Origin of the sequence: Leucothrix pacifica (assembly GCF_003172875.1) — a bacterium.
Taxonomy (GTDB): Bacteria; Pseudomonadota; Gammaproteobacteria; order Thiotrichales; family Thiotrichaceae; genus Leucothrix; species Leucothrix pacifica.
Genome location: NZ_QGKM01000015.1, coordinates 16,049 through 36,616, shown reverse-complemented (window position 1 = coordinate 36,616; position 20,568 = coordinate 16,049). Strand labels below are relative to the sequence as shown.

Annotated in this window: 18 protein-coding genes; 4 read left to right on the top strand and 14 right to left on the bottom strand. The window is 44.4% G+C overall.

Translation table 11 applies throughout. The features are described from left to right. Positions 1–75 precede the first annotated feature (75 nt). The 6 genes from DKW60_RS07685 to crcB all read right to left on the bottom strand — a co-directional run bounded on the left by DKW60_RS07685 (position 76) and on the right by crcB (position 7,601). A complete protein-coding gene (locus DKW60_RS07685; RefSeq protein ID WP_109837077.1) occupies positions 76–3,726 on the bottom strand; it encodes a PilC/PilY family type IV pilus protein in 3,651 nt (1,216 codons plus the stop codon). 55 nt (positions 3,727–3,781) lie between these two features. After that, positions 3,782–4,252: a pilus assembly PilX family protein gene (locus DKW60_RS07680; RefSeq protein ID WP_109837076.1), complete on the bottom strand. Its 471-nt coding sequence runs from the start codon at positions 4,250–4,252 to the stop codon at positions 3,782–3,784. Next, positions 4,249–5,136, bottom strand: a complete 888-nt coding sequence (locus DKW60_RS07675) for a PilW family protein (RefSeq protein WP_109837075.1) — start codon at positions 5,134–5,136, stop codon at positions 4,249–4,251. The genes DKW60_RS07680 and DKW60_RS07675 overlap by 4 nt, the downstream gene beginning before the upstream one ends. 31 nt (positions 5,137–5,167) lie before the next feature. Next, entirely contained in the window at positions 5,168–5,704 is a 537-nt protein-coding gene (gene pilV, locus DKW60_RS07670; RefSeq protein ID WP_109837074.1) for a type IV pilus modification protein PilV, read from the bottom strand. 217 nt (positions 5,705–5,921) lie between these two features. Beyond that, complete coding sequence (gene serS, locus DKW60_RS07665) at positions 5,922–7,196, bottom strand: serine--tRNA ligase (protein ID WP_109837073.1); 1,275 nt, start codon at positions 7,194–7,196, stop codon at positions 5,922–5,924. Between the two features lie 24 nt (positions 7,197–7,220). Next, on the bottom strand, positions 7,221–7,601 hold the full coding sequence (gene crcB / locus DKW60_RS07660) for a fluoride efflux transporter CrcB (RefSeq protein WP_219988664.1): 381 nt from the start codon (positions 7,599–7,601) through the stop codon (positions 7,221–7,223). 175 nt (positions 7,602–7,776) lie between these two features. Between crcB and DKW60_RS07655 the strand changes: the two genes are divergently transcribed. Next, positions 7,777–8,253 (top strand): YehS family protein, encoded by a 477-nt coding sequence (locus DKW60_RS07655; RefSeq protein WP_109837071.1) that lies wholly within the window; start codon positions 7,777–7,779, stop codon positions 8,251–8,253. A 21-nt stretch (positions 8,254–8,274) separates the two neighbouring features. After that, complete coding sequence (locus tag DKW60_RS07650) at positions 8,275–8,901, top strand: SOUL family heme-binding protein (RefSeq protein ID WP_181389620.1); 627 nt, start codon at positions 8,275–8,277, stop codon at positions 8,899–8,901. Between the two features lie 59 nt (positions 8,902–8,960). Here the strand turns inward: DKW60_RS07650 and DKW60_RS07645 are convergent, their stop codons facing one another. The 8 genes from DKW60_RS07645 to DKW60_RS07610 form a co-directional block, all read right to left on the bottom strand. After that, positions 8,961–9,749, bottom strand: coding sequence for a polysaccharide biosynthesis/export family protein (locus DKW60_RS07645; protein WP_109837069.1), 789 nt, complete (start codon positions 9,747–9,749; stop codon positions 8,961–8,963). 103 nt (positions 9,750–9,852) lie between these two features. Continuing rightward, positions 9,853–10,869: a UDP-glucose 4-epimerase GalE gene (galE, locus tag DKW60_RS07640; protein WP_109837068.1), complete on the bottom strand. Its 1,017-nt coding sequence runs from the start codon at positions 10,867–10,869 to the stop codon at positions 9,853–9,855. Between the two features lie 127 nt (positions 10,870–10,996). After that, on the bottom strand, positions 10,997–11,773 hold the full coding sequence (locus DKW60_RS07635) for a ComEA family DNA-binding protein (protein ID WP_109837067.1): 777 nt from the start codon (positions 11,771–11,773) through the stop codon (positions 10,997–10,999). A gap of 48 nt (positions 11,774–11,821) precedes the next feature. After that, entirely contained in the window at positions 11,822–13,039 is a 1,218-nt protein-coding gene (gene gspF, locus DKW60_RS07630; RefSeq protein ID WP_109837066.1) for a type II secretion system inner membrane protein GspF, read from the bottom strand. After that, the gene (gene gspE, locus DKW60_RS07625) at positions 13,040–14,557 is read right to left on the bottom strand and encodes a type II secretion system ATPase GspE (protein WP_245929624.1); all 1,518 of its coding nucleotides are present in this window, start codon (positions 14,555–14,557) and stop codon (positions 13,040–13,042) included. Positions 14,558–14,581: 24 nt separating this feature from the next. Then, positions 14,582–16,861, bottom strand: a complete 2,280-nt coding sequence (gene gspD / locus DKW60_RS07620; protein WP_109837064.1) for a type II secretion system secretin GspD — start codon at positions 16,859–16,861, stop codon at positions 14,582–14,584. Between the two features lie 146 nt (positions 16,862–17,007). Further along, a complete protein-coding gene (locus DKW60_RS07615) occupies positions 17,008–17,763 on the bottom strand; it encodes a pteridine reductase (RefSeq protein WP_109837063.1) in 756 nt (251 codons plus the stop codon). 78 nt (positions 17,764–17,841) lie between these two features. Continuing rightward, on the bottom strand, positions 17,842–18,492 hold the full coding sequence (locus tag DKW60_RS07610; RefSeq protein WP_109837062.1) for a hypothetical protein: 651 nt from the start codon (positions 18,490–18,492) through the stop codon (positions 17,842–17,844). A 314-nt stretch (positions 18,493–18,806) separates the two neighbouring features. On the opposite strand from DKW60_RS07610, the gene DKW60_RS07605 reads away from it, so the two are divergent. Further along, positions 18,807–20,021: an NAD(P)/FAD-dependent oxidoreductase gene (locus DKW60_RS07605; RefSeq protein ID WP_109837061.1), complete on the top strand. Its 1,215-nt coding sequence runs from the start codon at positions 18,807–18,809 to the stop codon at positions 20,019–20,021. 155 nt (positions 20,022–20,176) lie between these two features. Then, positions 20,177–20,488 carry a hypothetical protein gene (locus tag DKW60_RS07600; RefSeq protein ID WP_109837060.1) on the top strand — a complete coding sequence of 104 codons (312 nt, stop codon included), beginning with the start codon at positions 20,177–20,179 and terminating at the stop codon, positions 20,486–20,488. The last annotated feature ends 80 nt before the right edge of the window (positions 20,489–20,568 follow it).

Genomic DNA, 20,568 nt, shown 5'->3' with positions numbered 1-20,568 from the left:
TTACCCGCTGAATCAGCAATGTGCAATCCCTATATGATCATTTCTTGAGAAAACACATCACTTGATTCAAATTGACTAATTACTTGCAGGGTTCGTCCAAAAAACACTTTCCAGAAAGGCTGAATCGTAATCGGTCACAGGAGAACTCTTCTTACCGACACGAATATCAACCATCTGCTCACAGTCCTCACCTTCACAAACCGGATCATTAAATACACGTTGTGGAGAACCGGGGATTTCATTAGATGAAACAACGGCATACAAGTCAGAATCCGTAATGATACCGTCTTTATTCAGGTCACTACCGGCATCACCTGTCAGTAAATTCAAAGAGTAGAAACGTCCCTGAGTCGCCGGTGCGGTACAAGGGTCAGCAACTGCAGCGGCTGCTCCACTACCCGGTACCAATGTTGTGAACATGACCGAGCCTGTTGTGGTGATACTATTAGACAATACTTTCTCACCAGTTTCAGGCAAGGCTAAATACCATCCCGCTTTACCATCAATATTCAGAATCGTTTTATCGTTCATTTCGCCTTTATTGATTTCACCATCACTGTAGCTGAGTTTAACCAGATCAGATGCTTTTAGCGTCTTAAAGTCATCCTCACCATCAAGTGTTTTCTCAAGAGGCACGTTGACCGCATTATCAAGCAACACATAGAAGTTATCGCTAGTATTCTCATTCGCAGGGTGCGCACGATAACCACTACCAATTGAAACCGTCAGCCAATTACCTTTTCCGTTCTTCAACAAGGCAACATCCGGCTCATTAAAGAACATACGGGCATCTTTTACGCCAGTGCCTTCTGAATCACCCAGTTCAGCAAACAAAATCAATTTTGAATCTGACAGATCATAGCTAGGGCCCGTTGGGAGTTCTAATCGCCATAACTGCCCGGCAGTGTCAGCAAAATACAAACGATCAATTGCACCATCACGATTCATGTCCAGCATTCTGGCACCACCAGGAATACTATGGGTTAAATTGTCCACATTGATATCCGGTGACCCACCCAGAGAGCCTCCCTGCAGAGACCAAATGTAGTCACCCGTCATTGCATCTACAATGAACAGATCATTACCCATACTGTCTGTTGGCTTCCGGCTGCTAAGATCTTCTTCATCCTGATTAACATCATATCCACCAGTGAAAATCACCGCTTCTTTCATCTCGGTATCGCTAGTGCGAATTCTGGCTAAGTACGGCATTGACCAGCTCTGACCAAGATTACTGAACTGGCTGGAGTTACCAGAGATTTTCCACATCAACTTAGGTGCAGAGACATTGGTAACATCCAATGCATAATAAGCACGGCCACCACGGCGTAGGCCGAAGTATAAATACACACGATCTCCGCTACTGGCGTCAATAATGCCATCCTTATTTTTATCTAAGAACCATGTCGTAATGTAGCCATCGATGCCATAAGCGTGATTGCCTGAGTCAGTATTCTCATATTGCACATTGATATTTTTCATTAGATCTGACGGCATATAGGCGAACAGTTCTTTTCCTGTCACAGAGTTGAACGCGTGCAGATAACCTTCGTTAGTGGCAGCAAACACAACCTGACCCGGACTAGAATCACCATCAAAACTATCTTGCATATAAGTCTTGTCATAAGTCACAACAACGGGTTCTGTGTGCAACATATCGCCCATATGAGGTTCCAGATCATAAACCTCAGTCCGATCGTTCCACACACGTCCACGTGCAAAGTTAACGAGTGTTAGTCGCAATGACTCATCAGTGGCATCAGGAAGTCCCAGTACAGCATTCGTAATAGCACCTGAATCCTTAGCATTTTCTGGCACGATGAGGTTCCTATCTGTCGTCAAATCACAAGGATAAGAAGAACAGGCTAAGTCTGTCACTGCCAACCGGTTATTCGGATCAATCAAGGAAGCTGCACCACCACGGCTAACCTCGCGTCCGTCTGCAGATGTTGAATTAGACCAAAGATCCAACGCATCTTCTTCAAACACGCCTAACTCAGATACAGCAATTTTATTGTTCTTTCCTTTGATGACATGAAGACCATTACCATCATCATCCAGTTTGAATTTCTTCAGATTACCGTTCCATCTCGGCGTCAACTGCTTATCAAACACGGGGATATAAACCACCTTCTCATTAGACAAACCGGTACTAGTATTTACACTGTAACCAGGAGCAGCAAATGACGTTGTCGTAGAACTGATTTCGTTAAGAATAGTGCTAAAGGCGCTTGACAGCTGCTTCTCATCACTTGCCGAGAAGTAACCTTCTACTATTTCAGTTTCAGGATTATCAGCTGTAACCAAGCTTTTCAGATAGTCTTCAGACTCAGGCTCACCACCTAAACCGAAACCAATTGTGTACATCTGAATACCTTGCTTGCCTTTAAGATCACTACTGTCAGAATCAGCTAAGAAACGTGCCAACTCAGGACCACACACTCCATGGCGGAAGCCACTAGGCGATGGGTTGCTGTCACAACTTGTATGACTGAAGGTATCTGATGAGTCCGCTTTATTCGTTAGCGTTGGTAACGCACCAGACTTTAATCCTAAATACGTTTCATTAGGTGTAAGCGAGTCATAGTTACCCGGCTTACCATCTGATAGCAGTACAATATAATTATTTTGACATTCCTGTGAGATCGGGCTTACATAATTTGACTTAGGTGTGTAGTCACCTTCACACACATCATAGCTACACTTTTCGACATACTCGTAGTGGTACTTATCATTTTTACAATAACTATCGACCCAAGCACCGTCAGGACAGGTTGTGCCTAACTCAGTGACCTGAGGATTAGAACAGTACCCTGCTACTTTTTCATCACAAATTTTGTATTTGAGTGTCTGACAAGACTCCGTTTTCTGACAATTTTCATAACTTGGCGTGCTATCGGGAATAGGGATACCGTTATAGAGATACCACCATCTTTCCCAATAGTTAAGCTCTTTACCTTTACATTTTAGCCAAGGATATTCATTGTTTGAAAAGTCGATGGCAGGTGTTACCGTTTTCTCATAAGTCGTACTACAAGACGTGTTATCCCACTTAACAATGCCACCCTCATAGGTTGAGGGATGTGCTGCCCAACGATTCCAGTAACCAGCATCACCTAAACCGAATCCGACACTATCACCACGGAAATAAAGCGCTGCTTCGTAAATCGCATCAACAATAGGTGTCGCGCCCTGTCTTGGCATATCGACAGGAGTCGCACCATCATATGCCTCAGAGTACCAGTTATCCTTCCAGTACCAGTCAGTGATTTGAGATAAATATTCACGAACAGTAACAGTCTCATCGGGTTCAGGAATACTGCTATACCACCATTCTTTATTACCCCAGGCATCCACAGGAATTTTTGCACTCACCACGGGCAATGCTTTATCGTTAATCGGCGTTGTAGGAAACTTAACACCATGACCACGAATTCGGTATGGGTCCTCGCCATAATTCATCAGGCCAACATTGAGATTATCCGGCGCACTCTTTAGTACCGTAGACAACGCTTTTTTCATGACATCTAAACGCGAATCTCCGCCTTCAGATACTTTAATGTCCATAGAGCCTGAACCATCAATGATAAACATGATGTTTTGACGGATGTCTTTCAGGTTTTCAGAAAAGAAGATTTCTGTATCATCGGCAACAGCCGTCGCAAAGATACAAGAGGCTGCTAATAAAGCAGCACTGGACGTTTTATAGAATTTATTAATTTTCATAACAGGCACTCAAATTATACTTTTTATTATTGCTGGTACTGCTTTAGCGGTACTTTTATAGATAGCTACCTCTGGAAGCATTAGGCACCTGTTTTCCTGCACCTTGGTAATGACGATCTTTTGCACCGGTTCCCTCTAAGTGCGAATCAATAGTAAACATAAACAATTTACACGATGGCGAGTCAGGCCCGATACTCGTTGCCTGATTCTGACGACCTTTGCAGATATAGTCTTTCTCAAGATCAACAACTAAGGTCTCACTCACGACACCTTCATTCTCTGTCTCACCGGGATGTTTTGTATTGTCGAGCATCCATTCATACAAATGGTAGAAATTTACATCCCTTCTCAGGGCCGTTTCAGCTGCTTGATATACCGTTAATTGATGCTGATAGTTCTTCGCTACCACCAAATCGATGGTCGATAAACGAATGGCTGTTAAGCCGATAACGGTCATCACCATTAACATAATGAGGGATGTAATCAGTGTGATACCTGATTGTTTTTTTAATATTTTTATTTTCATGATTCAAACTCACGATCCAGGCGATTGGGTAATACAATGGTAGTGGTATAAGTTTTATAGATTCTTCGATCTTTGGGGGTTGTAATCTTTTCATCTAACAGAAGGAATACTTTGGACTCCTCCTCATCAAGCACTTCGTTTTCTGATCTCACAAGAATACCCACCTGCACAGTAACGACACTGCTCCACTCGCCGTTGGTGGTAACATCTTCGGCATTGCGATAAACCAAATCATCGCCAATTGACACGCCATAAAGAAATTGTAGGTTTTCAATGTTTTCTGCGAGTGGCTGCGAACCTCCTCTTGACCCCATACAAGTCAGGGCCCGGCGACCATCTGGAGTGTTGATATATAAGTAGTTGTAAATTTTGGAGTCCGCAGAAGTGTAAAGGCCATCTACCGGATCAGAACTACATTCAGCAGGTATCGTCCCTGACTGACAATCCGCAACCAAGAGCCCTGTTGTGCCACCTGCTGCTAAGGGACTGTCGGCAATATGTACAGCGACTAATGTATCTCTCTTAGCAACATCCGAGTTGAGTGTCTTCTCATCCAATATGGGGTTATAGGAAATCAGCTTATCAGTACCGCCACGACAATCAGGATTATCCATATCATCAGCCCCAGCATAGAACGGCTCGTCCAGAGGCAAGTCATTGATTGACTGATAACCGGCATGACTAATGATTCCTCGCATCAGCATCAATGCTGTACGTCCATTATCTTCCATCTCACTGATTTCATTTCTGACTTTGTCGTTTGACTTAGTACTAATGTAAACATTGATTACACCCCCCATCAGAAACATCGCAACAACCATCGTCACCATGAGTTCAATGAGTGATAAACCATCAATTTTAGGGATGCCCGTCTGCTTACGCATAGCAGCTAACTCCGACTGTTATTGTTATTATTTATGGGACAAAATCTAACTCGTAGGTACGCTGCTGAACTTTATTATCTGCATCACTATCGTCTGCTTCATTCCAACGCACTTCAATTGTATGCTCGATTCCGCTAGTACACGTTGCACTGGCGCAGCTCACAGACATAAAGGCTTCTGGTAAGTCATATTGAGCGCCACCGGTTTGGAAGCCATCATCCGACACACCACAATTTACGCGAAAAACGTCGTAGTCAGCTAACTCTTCTGGTGTACATAAGACTGTCGACTCACAAAGTTTTTCAGGTGGATTCTTGCAAGTCGCCAGAACGTACGCTGACTCATAATGTGCAGCAGCAACTGCTATGGGGTTAGCACGCATTCGGTCTGCCAAATCCGTGGCAGCAAGGCTGGCCACTGTTCTGAAATGAGCATTATTCGAGCCTTTCAGAGATGTCATTTGCAATCCGCCTAATCCTAACAAACCTATTGATAAGACGATGACTGAAACGAGCACTTCCATCAGGGAGAAACCACGCTGTGTGCGATACAGTGGTTTTGATACCATTTGACTATCCTATTGAGAGGATCTTAATAACCTCTCCTATTATTTTTATATGGATATTAATATAAACGTTGCTTGTAAACTATTCAACGACCATCAGTGTTTATCCGACCAATGGGCATTTTCAAACCGCTGTAAATCTTTGTTTTATAATTATTTTTATGTATTACTTTCATGCATACTGCACAGTGAAGCGACTCACTGTGCAGCATTCACGGGATTAACTCATCAATTCAAGGCCACCCATATAAGGCTTCAGGGCCTCTGGAATTTTGATACTGCCATCGGCTTGTTGGTAGTTCTCAACAACAGCCACTAAGGTGCGACCAACTGCTAATCCTGAACCATTCAAGGTGTGCAATAACTCCGGCTTTCCGGTCTCAGCATTTCGGAAACGCGCTTGCATTCTGCGTGCCTGAAAATCGAGCGTATTTGAGCATGAAGAAATTTCACGGTAAGCCTGCTGCCCCGGCAACCAAACTTCAAGATCATAAGTTTTGGCAGCAGAGAAACCGGTATCACCACTACATAGCGTCACTACCCGATAAGGCAGCTCCAGCTTTTGTAAAATCGCCTCTGCATGACTCCGCAAACGCTCCAAAGCATCCCATGAATCATCAGGCTTAACGAAGTGCAGCATCTCAACTTTTTCAAATTGATGCTGGCGAATTAAGCCACGAGTGTCTCGCCCATAAGATCCTGCTTCAGAGCGAAAACAAGGCGTATGTGCGGTGAATTGCAAAGGCAACAGAGACTCATCAATAATTTCGTCACGCAGTAAATTCGTAACGGGTACTTCTGATGTCGGGATAAGGTAATAATTCTGATCACCTTCAAGTTTAAATAAATCCTCAGCAAACTTTGGCAGCTGCCCTGTCCCGAACAAACTGTCTTGATTCACAATATACGGAACATACACTTCCTGATAACCATGCTCCGCCGTATGCGTATCCAACATAAACTGGATCAACGCACGGTGCAGACGAGCCATCTGCTGATGAAGTACCATGAAACGTGAACCGGTAAGCTTACTGGCAGCAGCGAAGTCCATCCATTGATGACGCTCCCCTAGCGCTACATGATCTAAAGGCTCAAAATCAAACGCGGCAGGCTCCCCCCATGTTGAAACCTCAACATTGTCACTCTCATCTTTACCCGCTGGAACAGACTCATCCAGGAGGTTAGGAATGGCTGTTACCATGCCATCAATCTTGGCCTGAATATCAGATAGCTTTTGCTCTGCAGTCTTAAGTTGATCACCAAAGCTCGCCACTTCATCCAGCAACGGTTGGATATCTTCACCGTTCGCACGTGCTTTACCAATAGCCTTGGAGCGTGTATTCCGGTCGTTCTGCAGTGTCTGAGTTTCAGTCTGAATCGATTTACGCTCAGCCTCTAACTCATTAAATGCTTGCACATCAAGCTTGAAACCACGACGCAATAACTGAGCCGCAACTTCATCCATATTATTTCTTAGCTGTTTGATATCTAACATGATTATCTATTTTAAACCGTAATTTCAGAATTTCATTGCACGAGCCAGAATGACTCCGAGCCAGACTGCTGTCAGGCTGGCTCCCACACTAATGACTATATTTGTAAACGCTTTGGCTATGAAGCCTGACTCCAGCAATGACAGCGTATCCATTGAGAAGGTTGAAAAGGTCGTGAAAGAGCCTAAAAAGCCGACCAGAATTGCAAAACGCAAGGCTGGATCAAGATTCACTTTTGCCAACAGATACACACTAAGGTATCCCATTAGAAATGAGCCCAGCACATTAACAACTAATGTGCCGTAGGGAAAGCCTCGCCCCATTAATACATAAACAAAGTGAGACACACCGTAACGAGACACAGCACCGATTGCACCACCTAACATAATCGCAATTAAATGTCCCAAAAGGCGTCCTGTCATAACCCATTAACAAGCCTGTAAGTCTATAGCATCGACTCGCGATGTGAAAATAATAATCTCAACGATAGTTTGTAATTTACTGTAAATCTATTGATCCGGTGCAGTCGCATTTTGTGGTTATGTGATAACATCCGGAACTGAACAATTATCAGGATAGATTATGCAAAACAATGAAGCGTTTCGTCGAATTCGATACGCACTTGAACTTGATGACACAAGCACTGTGAAGATCTTTGAGGCTGGTCAATACGACTGCTCGGTTGAAGACATCAGTAAGTTCTCCAAAAAAGATCCTGATAAAGCTGACTACGAACTGCCTGATACCGTTTTTGCTCATTTTTTGAATGGTTTAATTGTGTATCGACGTGGTGGCGAGAGTGCTGGTGTAGCACCCGATGAGCACATCGATAACAACAAGATCCTGAAAAAATTGAGAATAGCATTGGAGCTTTATGAAGATGAAATGCTCGCTATATTCGACTTCGGTGATATTAAGCTTTCCAGACACAAGCTCAGCGCGCTTTTCAGGGCAAATGGCCATAAACACTTTAGAGAGTGCAATGACCATACACTAAGACAATTTTTAAAGGGGCTGGTTATTTACCATCAGCGTCAACAACAACCGCAAGATTTATAGTGATTACTCATCCTTATGATTATGAAGAACTTACTTATCGTCGCAATGACATCGGTATTGGTCGGGGGCTGCAGCTTCTTGGGACAACGTACTGGTGAAGAGGCACTTTACTCAACACTTGCTGTTGATGAGAATTTTGAGATTCGCTTGTATGAGCCTTTAATTATCGCTCAAGTTGCCTCGGAAGGCAGTTACATGGCGGCAACTAGAGCAGGCTACCAACGTCTTACTGATTATGTTTCAGGTAGTAATCTTGCTGGTCAAACAATTTCTGTGAATCCACCAATCACCGTGAGTGCCGGATCAAAGAAACCAAAGGTAGAATTGACTGTGCCATATTACGAAGAGTACTTGGATGGAACTTGGCTAACATCAGTTGCTATGCCGGAGTCATACACACTAAAAACACTCCCAATACCATCAGATAGTGGCATCACATTTAAGGTGTTACCAAGAATGAAAGTCGCAGTTATAAGCTATATGGGATACCGCAGTGAACGAATGATCAGCAAGAAAGCGGATATGCTGACACAATGGGTTAATCAAAATGATTTAAAACCAAGGTCTGCTGCGCGCTCAGTCATCTATGACTCTCCCTGGACTGTTCCGATGTTGAGACGTCATGAAATTCATATCAATGTAGAATAAAACAATATCGAGCTCACTCAGGAATAATGTGAGTGAGCTCGAGTATGCCCTACTTCAGATTACTGCAGTAATGAGAATGGAGATAACAAGGCAGGCAAGTAGTTAATAACTTTTTGCTCAAGTACTTTATTATCCGATTTCAATACAACAATACGATCATCATTTTGCAGGATTGGGTCCGGTGCCTTACCGTTTCTGATTAGATCAAGATTAACGCCATACTGACGCCCGTTTCTGAATACAACCACACTCTTATCATTAGCCAAGTCTGTTAGGCCTTGTGCCAGCGCGATTGCTTGCAAGAACGTCATGCGCCCGGTGATTGGGAATACACCCGGTGTTCTGACAGCACCTTCAACAGTAACTCGCTTAAACGCCTGCTCTTTGCGAGTGACCGTTACTTTTGGGTCTTGCATGTAATTACGACTTAACAAACCCGCAATCTTTTGCTCCGCCTGAGGAATACTCAAACCACGCACCACGACACCACCGAGTAATGGCAAGGAGATAGCGCCATTCGTTTCAACCGTGAGGTCTGTAGCAGATAATTCAGGTACCTTGAAGACAGTCACATCTAGCTTGTCCTGCTCGCTAATAATGGTGCTTTGAACATTAGACAACGCCGCAAAAGCCGCCGCCGGACTATTAGCGCTTGATTGAGAAGCCTGAGGCACACCAAAAGTATCGGCAGAGCTAATACCCGGACGTGTGGCAAAATCCTGATTGAGAGCACGTATTGCACGTACGTCTTCAGCATTGGTTGTATCTTTATCTTTTTTCTGAGTAATTGCACTACAGCCAGCCAAAGCAAGCACAAGTGACAAAACCACTAGGTTAGATATTTTCATAAAAAACTTTCCTGTTTATTCTTTTGTTTTTATCGTTTATTTATTATCAGGTCTAACAGCCATAGCCCTTACTGATTAGGGCTATGGCCTTGTCTGCTTTTAACTAGCGGTAGCCATTTGGATTATTACTTTGCCAACGCCAAGTATCCTCACACATCGCCTTAATATCTTTCTCTGCTTTCCAGCCCAGTAACTTGTCAGCCAATGATGGGTCAGCATAACAACAAGCTACATCACCCGGGCGGCGATCAACAATTTGGTATGCGACTTCCTTAGAAGAAGCACTCGCAAAAGCATTAACCATGTCCAACACAGAGTAACCAATACCCGTACCCAAGTTAACCGTAAACAAACCATCAACGGCTGGATTAGAAAAAGCCTGTAGTGCTTTTACATGGCCTTTAGCCAGATCAACAACGTGGATGTAGTCACGCACACCCGTTCCGTCCGGCGTCGGATAATCACTGCCAAATACTGAAAGCTTTTCGTAACGACCAACTGCAACACCTGAAATATAAGGCATCAGGTTATTAGGGATATCGCTGGGGTCTTCACCAATCAGACCACTCTCATGCGCACCAACCGGATTGAAGTAGCGAAGTAATGAGATATTCCAACTATTATCAGAGGCGTATACATCACGCATAATTTCTTCGACCATCAACTTAGATTGGCCATAGGGGTTTGTTGCACTGATTGGAAAATTTTCCAGAATAGGCACAGTTGCAGGGTCGCCATACACAGTTGCCGACGAACTAAAGATGATCTTCTTAACATTACAAGCCTGCATAGCCTCCAGCAATTTCACAGAGCCTGACACATTGTTATCGTAATATTTAATCGGCTTATCGACAGACTCACCGACGGCTTTCAAACCAGCAAAATGAATGACCGCTTCAATGTCATGAGACTTAATTACTGCTTGTAAAGTCTCGGAATCACGGATATCACCTTCAACAAAAGTAACATCTTGCCCGGTGATAGTTTTCACGCGATCAAGTGCGACCGTAGAGCTGTTTGACAGATTGTCATAAACAATTGGGGTATAGCCTGACTCAATCAATTCGACACAAGTATGTGAGCCAATGTAGCCTGCACCACCCGTTACTAATATTTTCATAATATGATCTGCTTATTTTAAATTGGAGAATGCTTGAGTGTAGCTTAATCAGTCAGGCAAAAAAAAGCCAGATGCAGCGTACCGTATCTGGCTAGTCAGTCATATTTTTCCGACTAAAACCGATTTATTATTTCTTTTCGGTTTTCTTCTTAGTTTTTGGCTTTGATTTAGACGACTTCGCTTTCGACTTGGTCTTGCTTGATGTGGTCTTTTTACTGGACTTAGAAGACGTCGTGGCTTTTTTCTTGCTGGTAGACTTACACGCCTTATTATTCTTATTAGCAGAGTCTTTACAGTCTATCGCGGTCTTTTTCGAACTTGATTTTCCCGACGAAGATGTTTTACCGGACTTCTCAACAACAGACTTAGACTTTTTATCTGATGAGTCTTTATCTTTCGAAGCCGATGACTTTGGTTTACTGTCAGACGAGGACAACAACGAAGACTTGGATTTAGTCTCTTTCGAAGAAACAGAATCACTAGCAGATGTTGACTTTGAAGCTGTTGTTTTCTTAGATGATGATGTACTACTGCTGCCAGTACTTTTCTTCGACCCTGTTGATGCAACTTTAGGCGCCGTGACTTCGCCACGGCTCGTGGATACATTCTTCTTTAAACCGGTGAATGTTGCCTGACCGATACCCGTTACTTTCAATAGGTCATCGACACTTTTGAAAGAGCCGTTCTCCTTACGATAATCAACGATAGCTTTAGCTTTGACCTCTCCGATACCTTTTAAATAGTAAATCAGGGTATTCTCGTCTGCCTTATTAATATTCACCAGGGCTTTAGATTTATCTACCTGTGCTGACTTAGCAGAGCTTGCGCTGTCTTTAGCTAACGCAGTCCCGCTTGCCCCCATCACTGCAATAACAAGGCACAAAGCCGTTAAAAAGGATTTCATTTATCTTCTCCGCAAAAAATATTTAGTTTTATGAGCTACTTAGTGTGCTTAACGACCAAGATCGTTCATATTAAGAATAGGTAGCATAATGGACATGACAATCAGCAATACAACGCCTCCCATCACCAATATTAATATCGGTTCAAACAAGCTCAGCATGGAAGATACCAAGGTATCCGTCTCTCGTTCCTGTTGTACTGCCGAACGCTCCAGCATGTCGTCCAGCTTTCCACTTTTTTCACCACTGGCGATCAGGTAAACGGTCATAGGCGGGAAGTAACCTGACTGCTCTAGGGCTTTATGAATCGGCGTACCCTCGCGCACCTTAATGGCAGCGTCTTCCACTGCTTTGCGCATCGGTAAGTTTTCAACAACCTTGGATGAAATTGACATTGCATCGAGAATAGGCACACCACTGGATGCCAAAATACTGAGCGTTCTGGCAAACCGACCGGTATTGGCACTTCTGACAAGCTTTTTTATCAGCGGAAGTTTGAGTAATAATTTATGCCAACGAAATTTCCACGTATCGATTTTGAGCAACTGCCTGAACAAGAAGAAAGCAAGGATAACCCCGACAAGCAGATAGAGCCCATAGGCACTCAGGAAGTCACTGGCATTGATCATAAATTGAGTCAATGGAGGGATATCTTTGTTCATACTTTCAAAAACACGAACAATTTTTGGAACAATGAACACCAACAGCCCTGCGACAATCGCAATGGATACCACAACCAGAATCACTGGATAGACCAATGCGGAACTCATTTTTTGCTGAATTTCCTGACGCGATTCCGTGTAATCCGCCAGCCGATCTAACACTGCATCCAAATGCCCCGACTGCTCACCGGCAGCAACCGTTGCAACGTACATACTTGAGAAGACAGAAGGAAATGTTGCCAAACCTGAGGCCAGACTATGCCCTTCCATAACACGGGACCTAACCGTAGACATCACATGACGCAGGCTGCGGCGCTCGCTTTGTTTAGCAGTCATTGCCAGTGCTTCTTCAAGCGGAGAACCGGATGAAACTAACGTAGCCAGCTGTCGTGTCACTAGCGCGAGATCAGAAGGCTTTACAGTACCTGCTCTGCGAGTCTTTAAGCTGTCAGTACCACTTTCTCGTTTCTCGACACGCTCAACACTTAGAGGCGTTAAACTCCCTTCTCTCAGTACCTGACGAATTTGCTTAGGCGTATCAGCCTCAAGAATACCGGTTTCTTCCTGCCCTTTTGCGTTTAGAGCCTTATATTCAAATGCAGGCATTTAGTCCTGTAACTCCTCACGAGTGACTCTGAGCACTTCTTCCAAAGAGGTCTTCCCAGCTAATACGAGTCGCGCCCCATCTTGTCTGATACTAGGTGATTTCTTACGAGCCTCTCGCTCCATTGCAACTTCGCTTGAGCCTGAATGAATCAGATTACGAACAGCGTCATCGATTTCAATCAGCTCATAGATACCGTTTCGACCGACATATCCGGACTGACCACACGCAGGACAGCCACCGCCACGATAGATAGAATGACTGTGACCCGGTTCAAGACCCAAAATCTCAGACTCCTGCTCACTGGGTAAGTAAGGAATTTTGCACTCGTCACACAACAAGCGAACCAGTCGCTGAGCAATGACACCAATCAAACTTGACGATAACAGATAAGGCTCAACCCCCATGTCCCTTAGACGTGTCACCGCACCAACCGCTGTATTGGTATGCAATGTTGAAAAGACTAAATGACCTGTCAATGATGCCTGAACCGCAATTTCAGCAGTTTCAACATCACGGATTTCACCCACCATCACTACATCAGGGTCCTGACGGAGAATGGCACGCAAGCCTCTGGCAAAACTCATATCGACCTTGCTGTTGACCTGAGTCTGGCCAATACCATCCAAGTAATATTCGATTGGATCTTCAACCGTTAAAATATTACGGCTAGTCTCATTGAGATCCGTCAATGAGGCATACAGTGTGGTTGTCTTACCAGAACCGGTAGGTCCGGTAACAAGAATAATTCCATGTGGCTTTTGTATCAGGACTTTGAGCCTGGCCTCGGTCTCCTGATCCATGCCGAGGTGCTTAAGATTCAGACGCCCCGCTTGTTTATCTAATAAACGCAATACAATGCGTTCGTTATAACCCGATGGGAGTGTGGATACACGCACATCTACCGGACGACCTGCAAGCTTTAGCGAGATCCGTCCGTCCTGAGGGACGCGCTTTTCAGCGATATCCAGCTTTGCCATTACTTTGAGACGGGAAATAATCAATGGAGCCATCGCCTTAGGCGGCTCCAACACTTCTCTTAACGTGCCATCAACACGCATTCGGACCAACATACGGTTTTCGTAGGTCTCAACGTGAATATCTGAAGCGCCCTCTTTAATCGCCTGACTTAACAAAGCATTGATTAAGCGGATGATGGGCGCATCATCTTCAGCTTCTAAAAGATCCTCTGGCTCAGGCATAGAGTCTGCAATATCATGCAAATCGAACTCATCGCCCAAGTCGTCCATCATCGCACGGGCGCCATCACCACTACGATCGTAGTGACGTGCTAACAATGAGTCAAATGCTTCGTTCTCCAGAGGCTTAAAAGAAATCTTCTGACCGAGGAAACGACACACCTCATTGGCAACAGAAGGAGTGAGTTTAGAACGAAAATAGGCAACTTGCTCACCTGTTTCATCCTGATCCAGTACGACGCCATTGCGCTTGGCGAACATATAAGGAAAGTCTACCAATTCGGCAACTAACTCATCCTCTGGCACATCAATTTGATCCATTATTTCACTCATAACAACAGTGCATCAATAGGTGCCTCGATTACCATTCTGGCCATTCAATTTCTGCTGATGAAGTAGTTTCAGCTCTCTGTCTCGCTGAAGAACCTGATTCCTACGACGTTGAATTTCTTCTCTTCTGGCCTGCTCAGCCTGCCTGGCCTGACGACGCTTCATCTCATTTTGATGTTTCTGCTGCGCTTCGCGCTGCTTAGCTATCTGCTGACGCTGCTGAACTGTTAATGGTCTTGACGGTCTTGCAGGCGCATTGGTATCATATCGATGGGTCTGCGTATTAGCTTGTTGCTGGTTCACCTGAATGTGACGTTGTAGCTGCTCCTGCCGGATAATACTCGGATTCTCGGTAAGCAATACATTCGGGTCATTAGGGAATTCAGCCGCCATACGTGAGCCTGAACCACGTTGATTCACACGACTCTGCATTTGAGCACCACGCAAGTCGTTATACTTCTGCATGGTAAAGCTATCAGCAGTCAACACATCCCGCATAATCATAGGGTGTATGAAGACCATTAAGTTCTGCTTACTTTTCTCCGTAACAGTGTTGCGGAATGCCTTACCAATAAACGGCAGATCCCCAAGAATAGGCACTTTTTGCTCCGTATCACGGAAGGTATCTTCAATCAAACCACCGATCACCAACATCTGCCCGTCTTCTACCATTACTTGAGTAGAGAAAGAGCGCTTATTGGTAATCAAATCAGAGGCGCTGGCACTACTTGCCGCCAAGCTAGACACTTCCTGCTCCAACTTGAGCATGATGCTTCTGCCAGAATTTATTTGTGGAGTAACTTTCAAAGTAATACCAATATCCTGACGTTCAATCGTCTGGAAAGGATTAGTATTCGTGTCGTTGGTTGTTGTACCAGTCACAAACGGAACGTTTTGACCAACCACCATATTTGCTTCAACATTGTCCATTGTCACAATGGTGGGTGTTGAGAGAATATTGGTCGCAGCGTCACTAGCCAGTGCATTCATTACAGCACCCCACTGCGTGTTACCTTCACTCCCCCCCCCAATACCCAACAGCATACCTGTACCGGTAGGCAAGGCACCGCTGACAATGTTTGCCAGTGAGAATGAGCTCCCACTAAATGAGGTGGATACCAAAGGAGACCCGCCCGTCGCATCATAAGCACCAATTTGCATGCCTAACTCTTTAGACAAGTCCATTGATACTTCAGCAATTACTGCTTCAACCATGACTTGCGCGCGACGAATATCCAGTCGCTTAACCACTTCAAGTATGTTTCGATGTACTTCTGGCTCTGCAGTGATAACCAAGGTATTGGTAGATGCATCAGCAGAGATTGTGACCTTCGCTTTTTGAGTACCGGCCCCACCTTCTGCAGAGGCCTTGGCACTGACAGCGTTGGCAGTTGTAGACTGTAATACTTTTGCAAGGTCTTCAGCCTTTGCATATCGAAGGTAAACCACCCTGGTAGATTCTTCTTCTGTTTTGATTTTAGGGCGATCTAAACGGCGGATGATATCTTTAACCTGTGAACGACCCGATTTACTGCCGCTTACCAGAACACTATTCGTGCGTACATCCGGTGAAACTTTATATTTTGCAACAGCACCCTTTTGCGTCGCAGCACCCTGTAATCCCTGAATGGTTTTAACCAACTCAACAGCTGAGGCGAAGCGAAGCGTTACCACTTCCATCTCGTCCTCATCAGGACGGTCCATATTTCGAACCAAATCAGTTACTTTGGAAATATTGGCCGCCGTATCTGTTACCACAATACTATTACTCGGTGGATAACCTTGTAAGTGACCCGTTGGTGAGATCATTGGCCGAAGAATGGGTACCATGTTCGCAACAGGTACATGCGATGCTTTGATAACTTTCGTATACAAAGCATCAGGTTCTTTTTTCTTTGTCTTTCTATCGATTTCAGGGATACCCGTCGGATCCTTGATCACTGGCACTGATTGATACTTGCCTTTGTTGGCGGGGATTATCTTGATGATTCCATCGGAATCAATAGCAGATAAACCATGCATTTGAAGGACTGACAGGAAAGTGGCATACAACTTATCCTCATCGATTTCACTTCCGGTTATAATGGTAACTTTCTGGCCACGAACTTGCTTATCTAAAACAAAATTCTTACCTGTCGCAGCAGAGATTGTTGTAACAAGAGCCTGTAAATCAGCATCACGCAGATTTAGATTGTAACCCGCAGCGAAACACGTCGTAGCGCTCCCCAGAAAAAAAGCAGCACTTAAAGTAATTACTTTTAGGCCGCTTTTATATGTTTTGAATTCAGATATCATCAACTTCAACTATAGTTATTGTGTTCATACCACTCCCCCAGAAATATCTGATAATCATGGCTTATGCAGAGTATACCATCAATGAAACCTGAATCACTACGTCTACCATGACGGACTGCATGACGATCTATTAATAATTATTGACCTTATTGGAACAAGGTCCGGCCACCATCTACCGCGATGACTTGTCCGGTAATGTAATTCGCATCTTTTACCAGAAATAAAACGGTCCGGGCAATATCATTCGGGCAGCCTTCTTGCTTGAGTGCCGTTCGGGAAACCAGCTCATTCTGTGCATCACTATTTTGATCAACTTCAGGCCAAAGAATGATCCCCGGCGCAACAGCGTTTACCCTAATCTCAGGCCCCAGCTCCTGAGCCAATGACTGCGTTAACATAATTAAACCAGCCTTAGCCGCACAATAAACACTATGCTCATGTAGGGGACGTTTGGCATGTATATCTACCATATTCACAATACACCCCCCGGCTTCCCTCAAATATGGCGCAGCAGCCTGTGACAAAAAGAGCGGCCCTTTCAGGTTACTATCAAACAACGTCGTCCAGTCAGTCTCAGTCACTTTACCAATGGGAGTTGGGTAAAATGAAGAAGCATTATTTACCAAAACATCCAAACCTCCGGTTAATGAAGTCACCTCAGCAATCATATTTTTAAGTGCAGACACATCTCCAAGACTGGCTTGATAGCTAAGGGATGAATTATTACGGATTTCATTAAGTTCGCGAACCAGCCTTTCTGCTGCTTCGGCTGAATGACCATAATGAATGACGACACAGGCGCCTTGAGAGTGAAGTGTTCTTGCAATGTTGGCACCGATGCGCTTGGCAGCACCCGTGACCAGAGCGACCTTACCTTGCAAAGCCAGTGAGTTGTTATCCATAGCAATATCCTGTCAAAACTTTAGTAATCAAAAGAAGCTCCCGATAATTTTGACAGATGTGCTTATAAAACGACAGCGTTATCCTACTTTGAATTTATGACCACACTGCTGACAGTCAGCCCATGGATCAGCATTGGGTATGTCTAAACTTGCAGGAGCATAAGCACCTAATTCAGAGCTATCGCACAACGGGCAAGTCACCCAACGCTCTTCGATTTCAGGAAAATCTATCGACTCTTCAGCAGATGATTCAAGCTTGGAATCACTGTAGAGATAAGCATCAAACTCGACTGACTGCCCAGGCACAGCAGGCGACTCTAATGAATCCGGCATTTCACCATATTTCAATATCAACTGCTGGCAACGCAGGCGGAATGGCTGAAGCATTTTTAACTCATCGAGCCTTTGGCGAAAGTTTTCCAGAACGGTTTCATTCGGTAATCTTGGTTTATAGTGAGGCGATACAAATGCAAATAAATAGAGCTGGTTTTTCACCCACTTCAGAACATCAGCATCATTCAGGCACAACATTTCCTGCAGTGCGAGGACACGCATTAGAAAGACCTGATCAACCGCACTTGCATTGATTAAAGGACGAGAGTCAAAAAAACGCTCAAACCTCTCCCACGGGAATCCTTGCGATAAGGCCTGTACCGTTGCAATAAATAGCGGATCCGGTGCTTTGAACTGCGTTGAATCATTTATCTGATTATCTAAAGAATAGCCCACACCAAACTCCTTATGACGGGTTATTTTGTAATCTATATTGGTCTGCGGCTACCCTGCCTGATACACCAACAATTCACGATTAATACAATTGATTTTATGTTGGCAATAAGTTTAAGCAAGCAAGCAAAAGGACTGCGGTAGTGTTTAACTGATAACTGGGAAGTAATCCGAACCCAATTAACCCGCCTTCAAATCCATACGCCCGGATTACTGTAAAATTCACATCTGGCACTTTCCTGTATTCTCACTAAACTGCTAAAGTTCAGGCTCATACCGGCTCAACCATTACCACAAAAAGCAAGGAACTCATCGACATGTCAAATCCCATTATTGTTATAGGAGCAGGACAAGCTGCCGCGTCATTTGTTGCAACACTGCGCAGTCATGAGTACGAAGGAAGAATCATTATGATAGGTGATGAGGCATACCTACCCTATCAACGTCCTCCACTGTCTAAGAGGTACCTGCTTGGACAAATGGACCTGTCGCGTTTATTGCTTCGTCCCCAAGACTGGTATGAGGATCACAAGGTTGAGCTTAAACTTAACACACGAGTAGAAAGTATTAACCGACAAGATAAAAGTGTATCCCTTAGCAATAGCGAAACCCTGAATTACAGTCAATTGATGCTCTGTACCGGCTCAACACCCCATTGGCTTCCGGAAGCAATTGGTGGACGACTCAGTGGTATTTACACGCTGCGAGGCCTCAACGACGTGGATCAAATGAAGCACGAATTTACTGAGGGTAAAAAGCTACTAATTGTAGGTGGCGGATATATCGGCCTAGAAGCCGCTGCTGTTGCATCCGATTTAGGTTTACAAGTAACCGTGGTGGAATTAGCCGACCGTATTTTGCAACGCGTTGCCTCACCAGCAACCTCTGAGTATTTCAGAACCATTCATCAACTCAACAATATCACCATACTGGAAAATACCGGCCTCAAAAGCTTTACCGACAAAGAGGGGCATGTCCGTTCAGCATTGTTAAGTGACGGCAGCGAGATAGCGGTAGACTTCGTCATCACTGGTATTGGAGTAGCACCCAACACTCAACTCGCAGAGGATGCCGGCCTGACTATTGATAATGGTATTGCGGTGAATTTGCAGAGCCAAACCAGCGATGTATCGATCTATTCAGCCGGTGACTGCGCAAGCTTTGAATACCAGGGACAACGCATTAGGTTGGAGTCGGTGCAAAATGCCGTGGAACAAGCTGAAAATGCAGCAATGCATATCCTTGGTGAGCCAGTTCAGTATCAGCCTATTCCCTGGTTCTGGTCAGACCAGTATAAAACCAAACTTCAGATTGCTGGCTTAAATCAAGGATATAACGATACAGTCACACGCCCCGGTAAGCGCGAAGGTTCTCTGTCAATTTGGTACTACAAAGATCAGCAATTCCTCGCCGTCGATGCGATGAATGATCCTATTGCCTACAGCATGGGGCGTAAAATACTGGCAGCCGGCAAGAATATACCAAAAGAAGCAGCCGCTGATGTGTCAGTCAACCTCAAAGACTATACGTGACGCAGTTTCATCCGTGATATGTTTAGTTTATCAAGCTTGACATACGCCAGCGAAAAACCACAGAATCGTATAACCGAAATTTATAGAAACCTGACTTGATCAAAAGACTTACACATAAAACCATTTCGCTCTGGATATTAATTCTGGTCATTACGATGACCCCATGGCTTAATTTCTGGACGACTCCGCTGATTAGCAGCAATGCTAAAGGCGAAACGGTGATTGTCTGTACAGTTAATGGCTTCAAATCAGTCACGCTGAAAGCACACCTGACACTTGAGGAAGTGTCCGACTACTGTGCGGTATTGCAATTAGCAGATGCATTGGGTAGCAGCCCATTGCCCACACCTGGCATTCCAGCGTTCACGCCCACGCCTTTTCAGCAAAACACGATATACACATCATACGTCTATCGAGTTCCTCATCTCTCTCTGTATTCCAGTCGCGCACCTCCCGTCTATTTGTAGTATTTAAGCCCTCTTAAGCACTGCCAGAAATACATCTGGTTAAGAATTATTGTGGCTTACTGATTAATAAAAAATAGCTA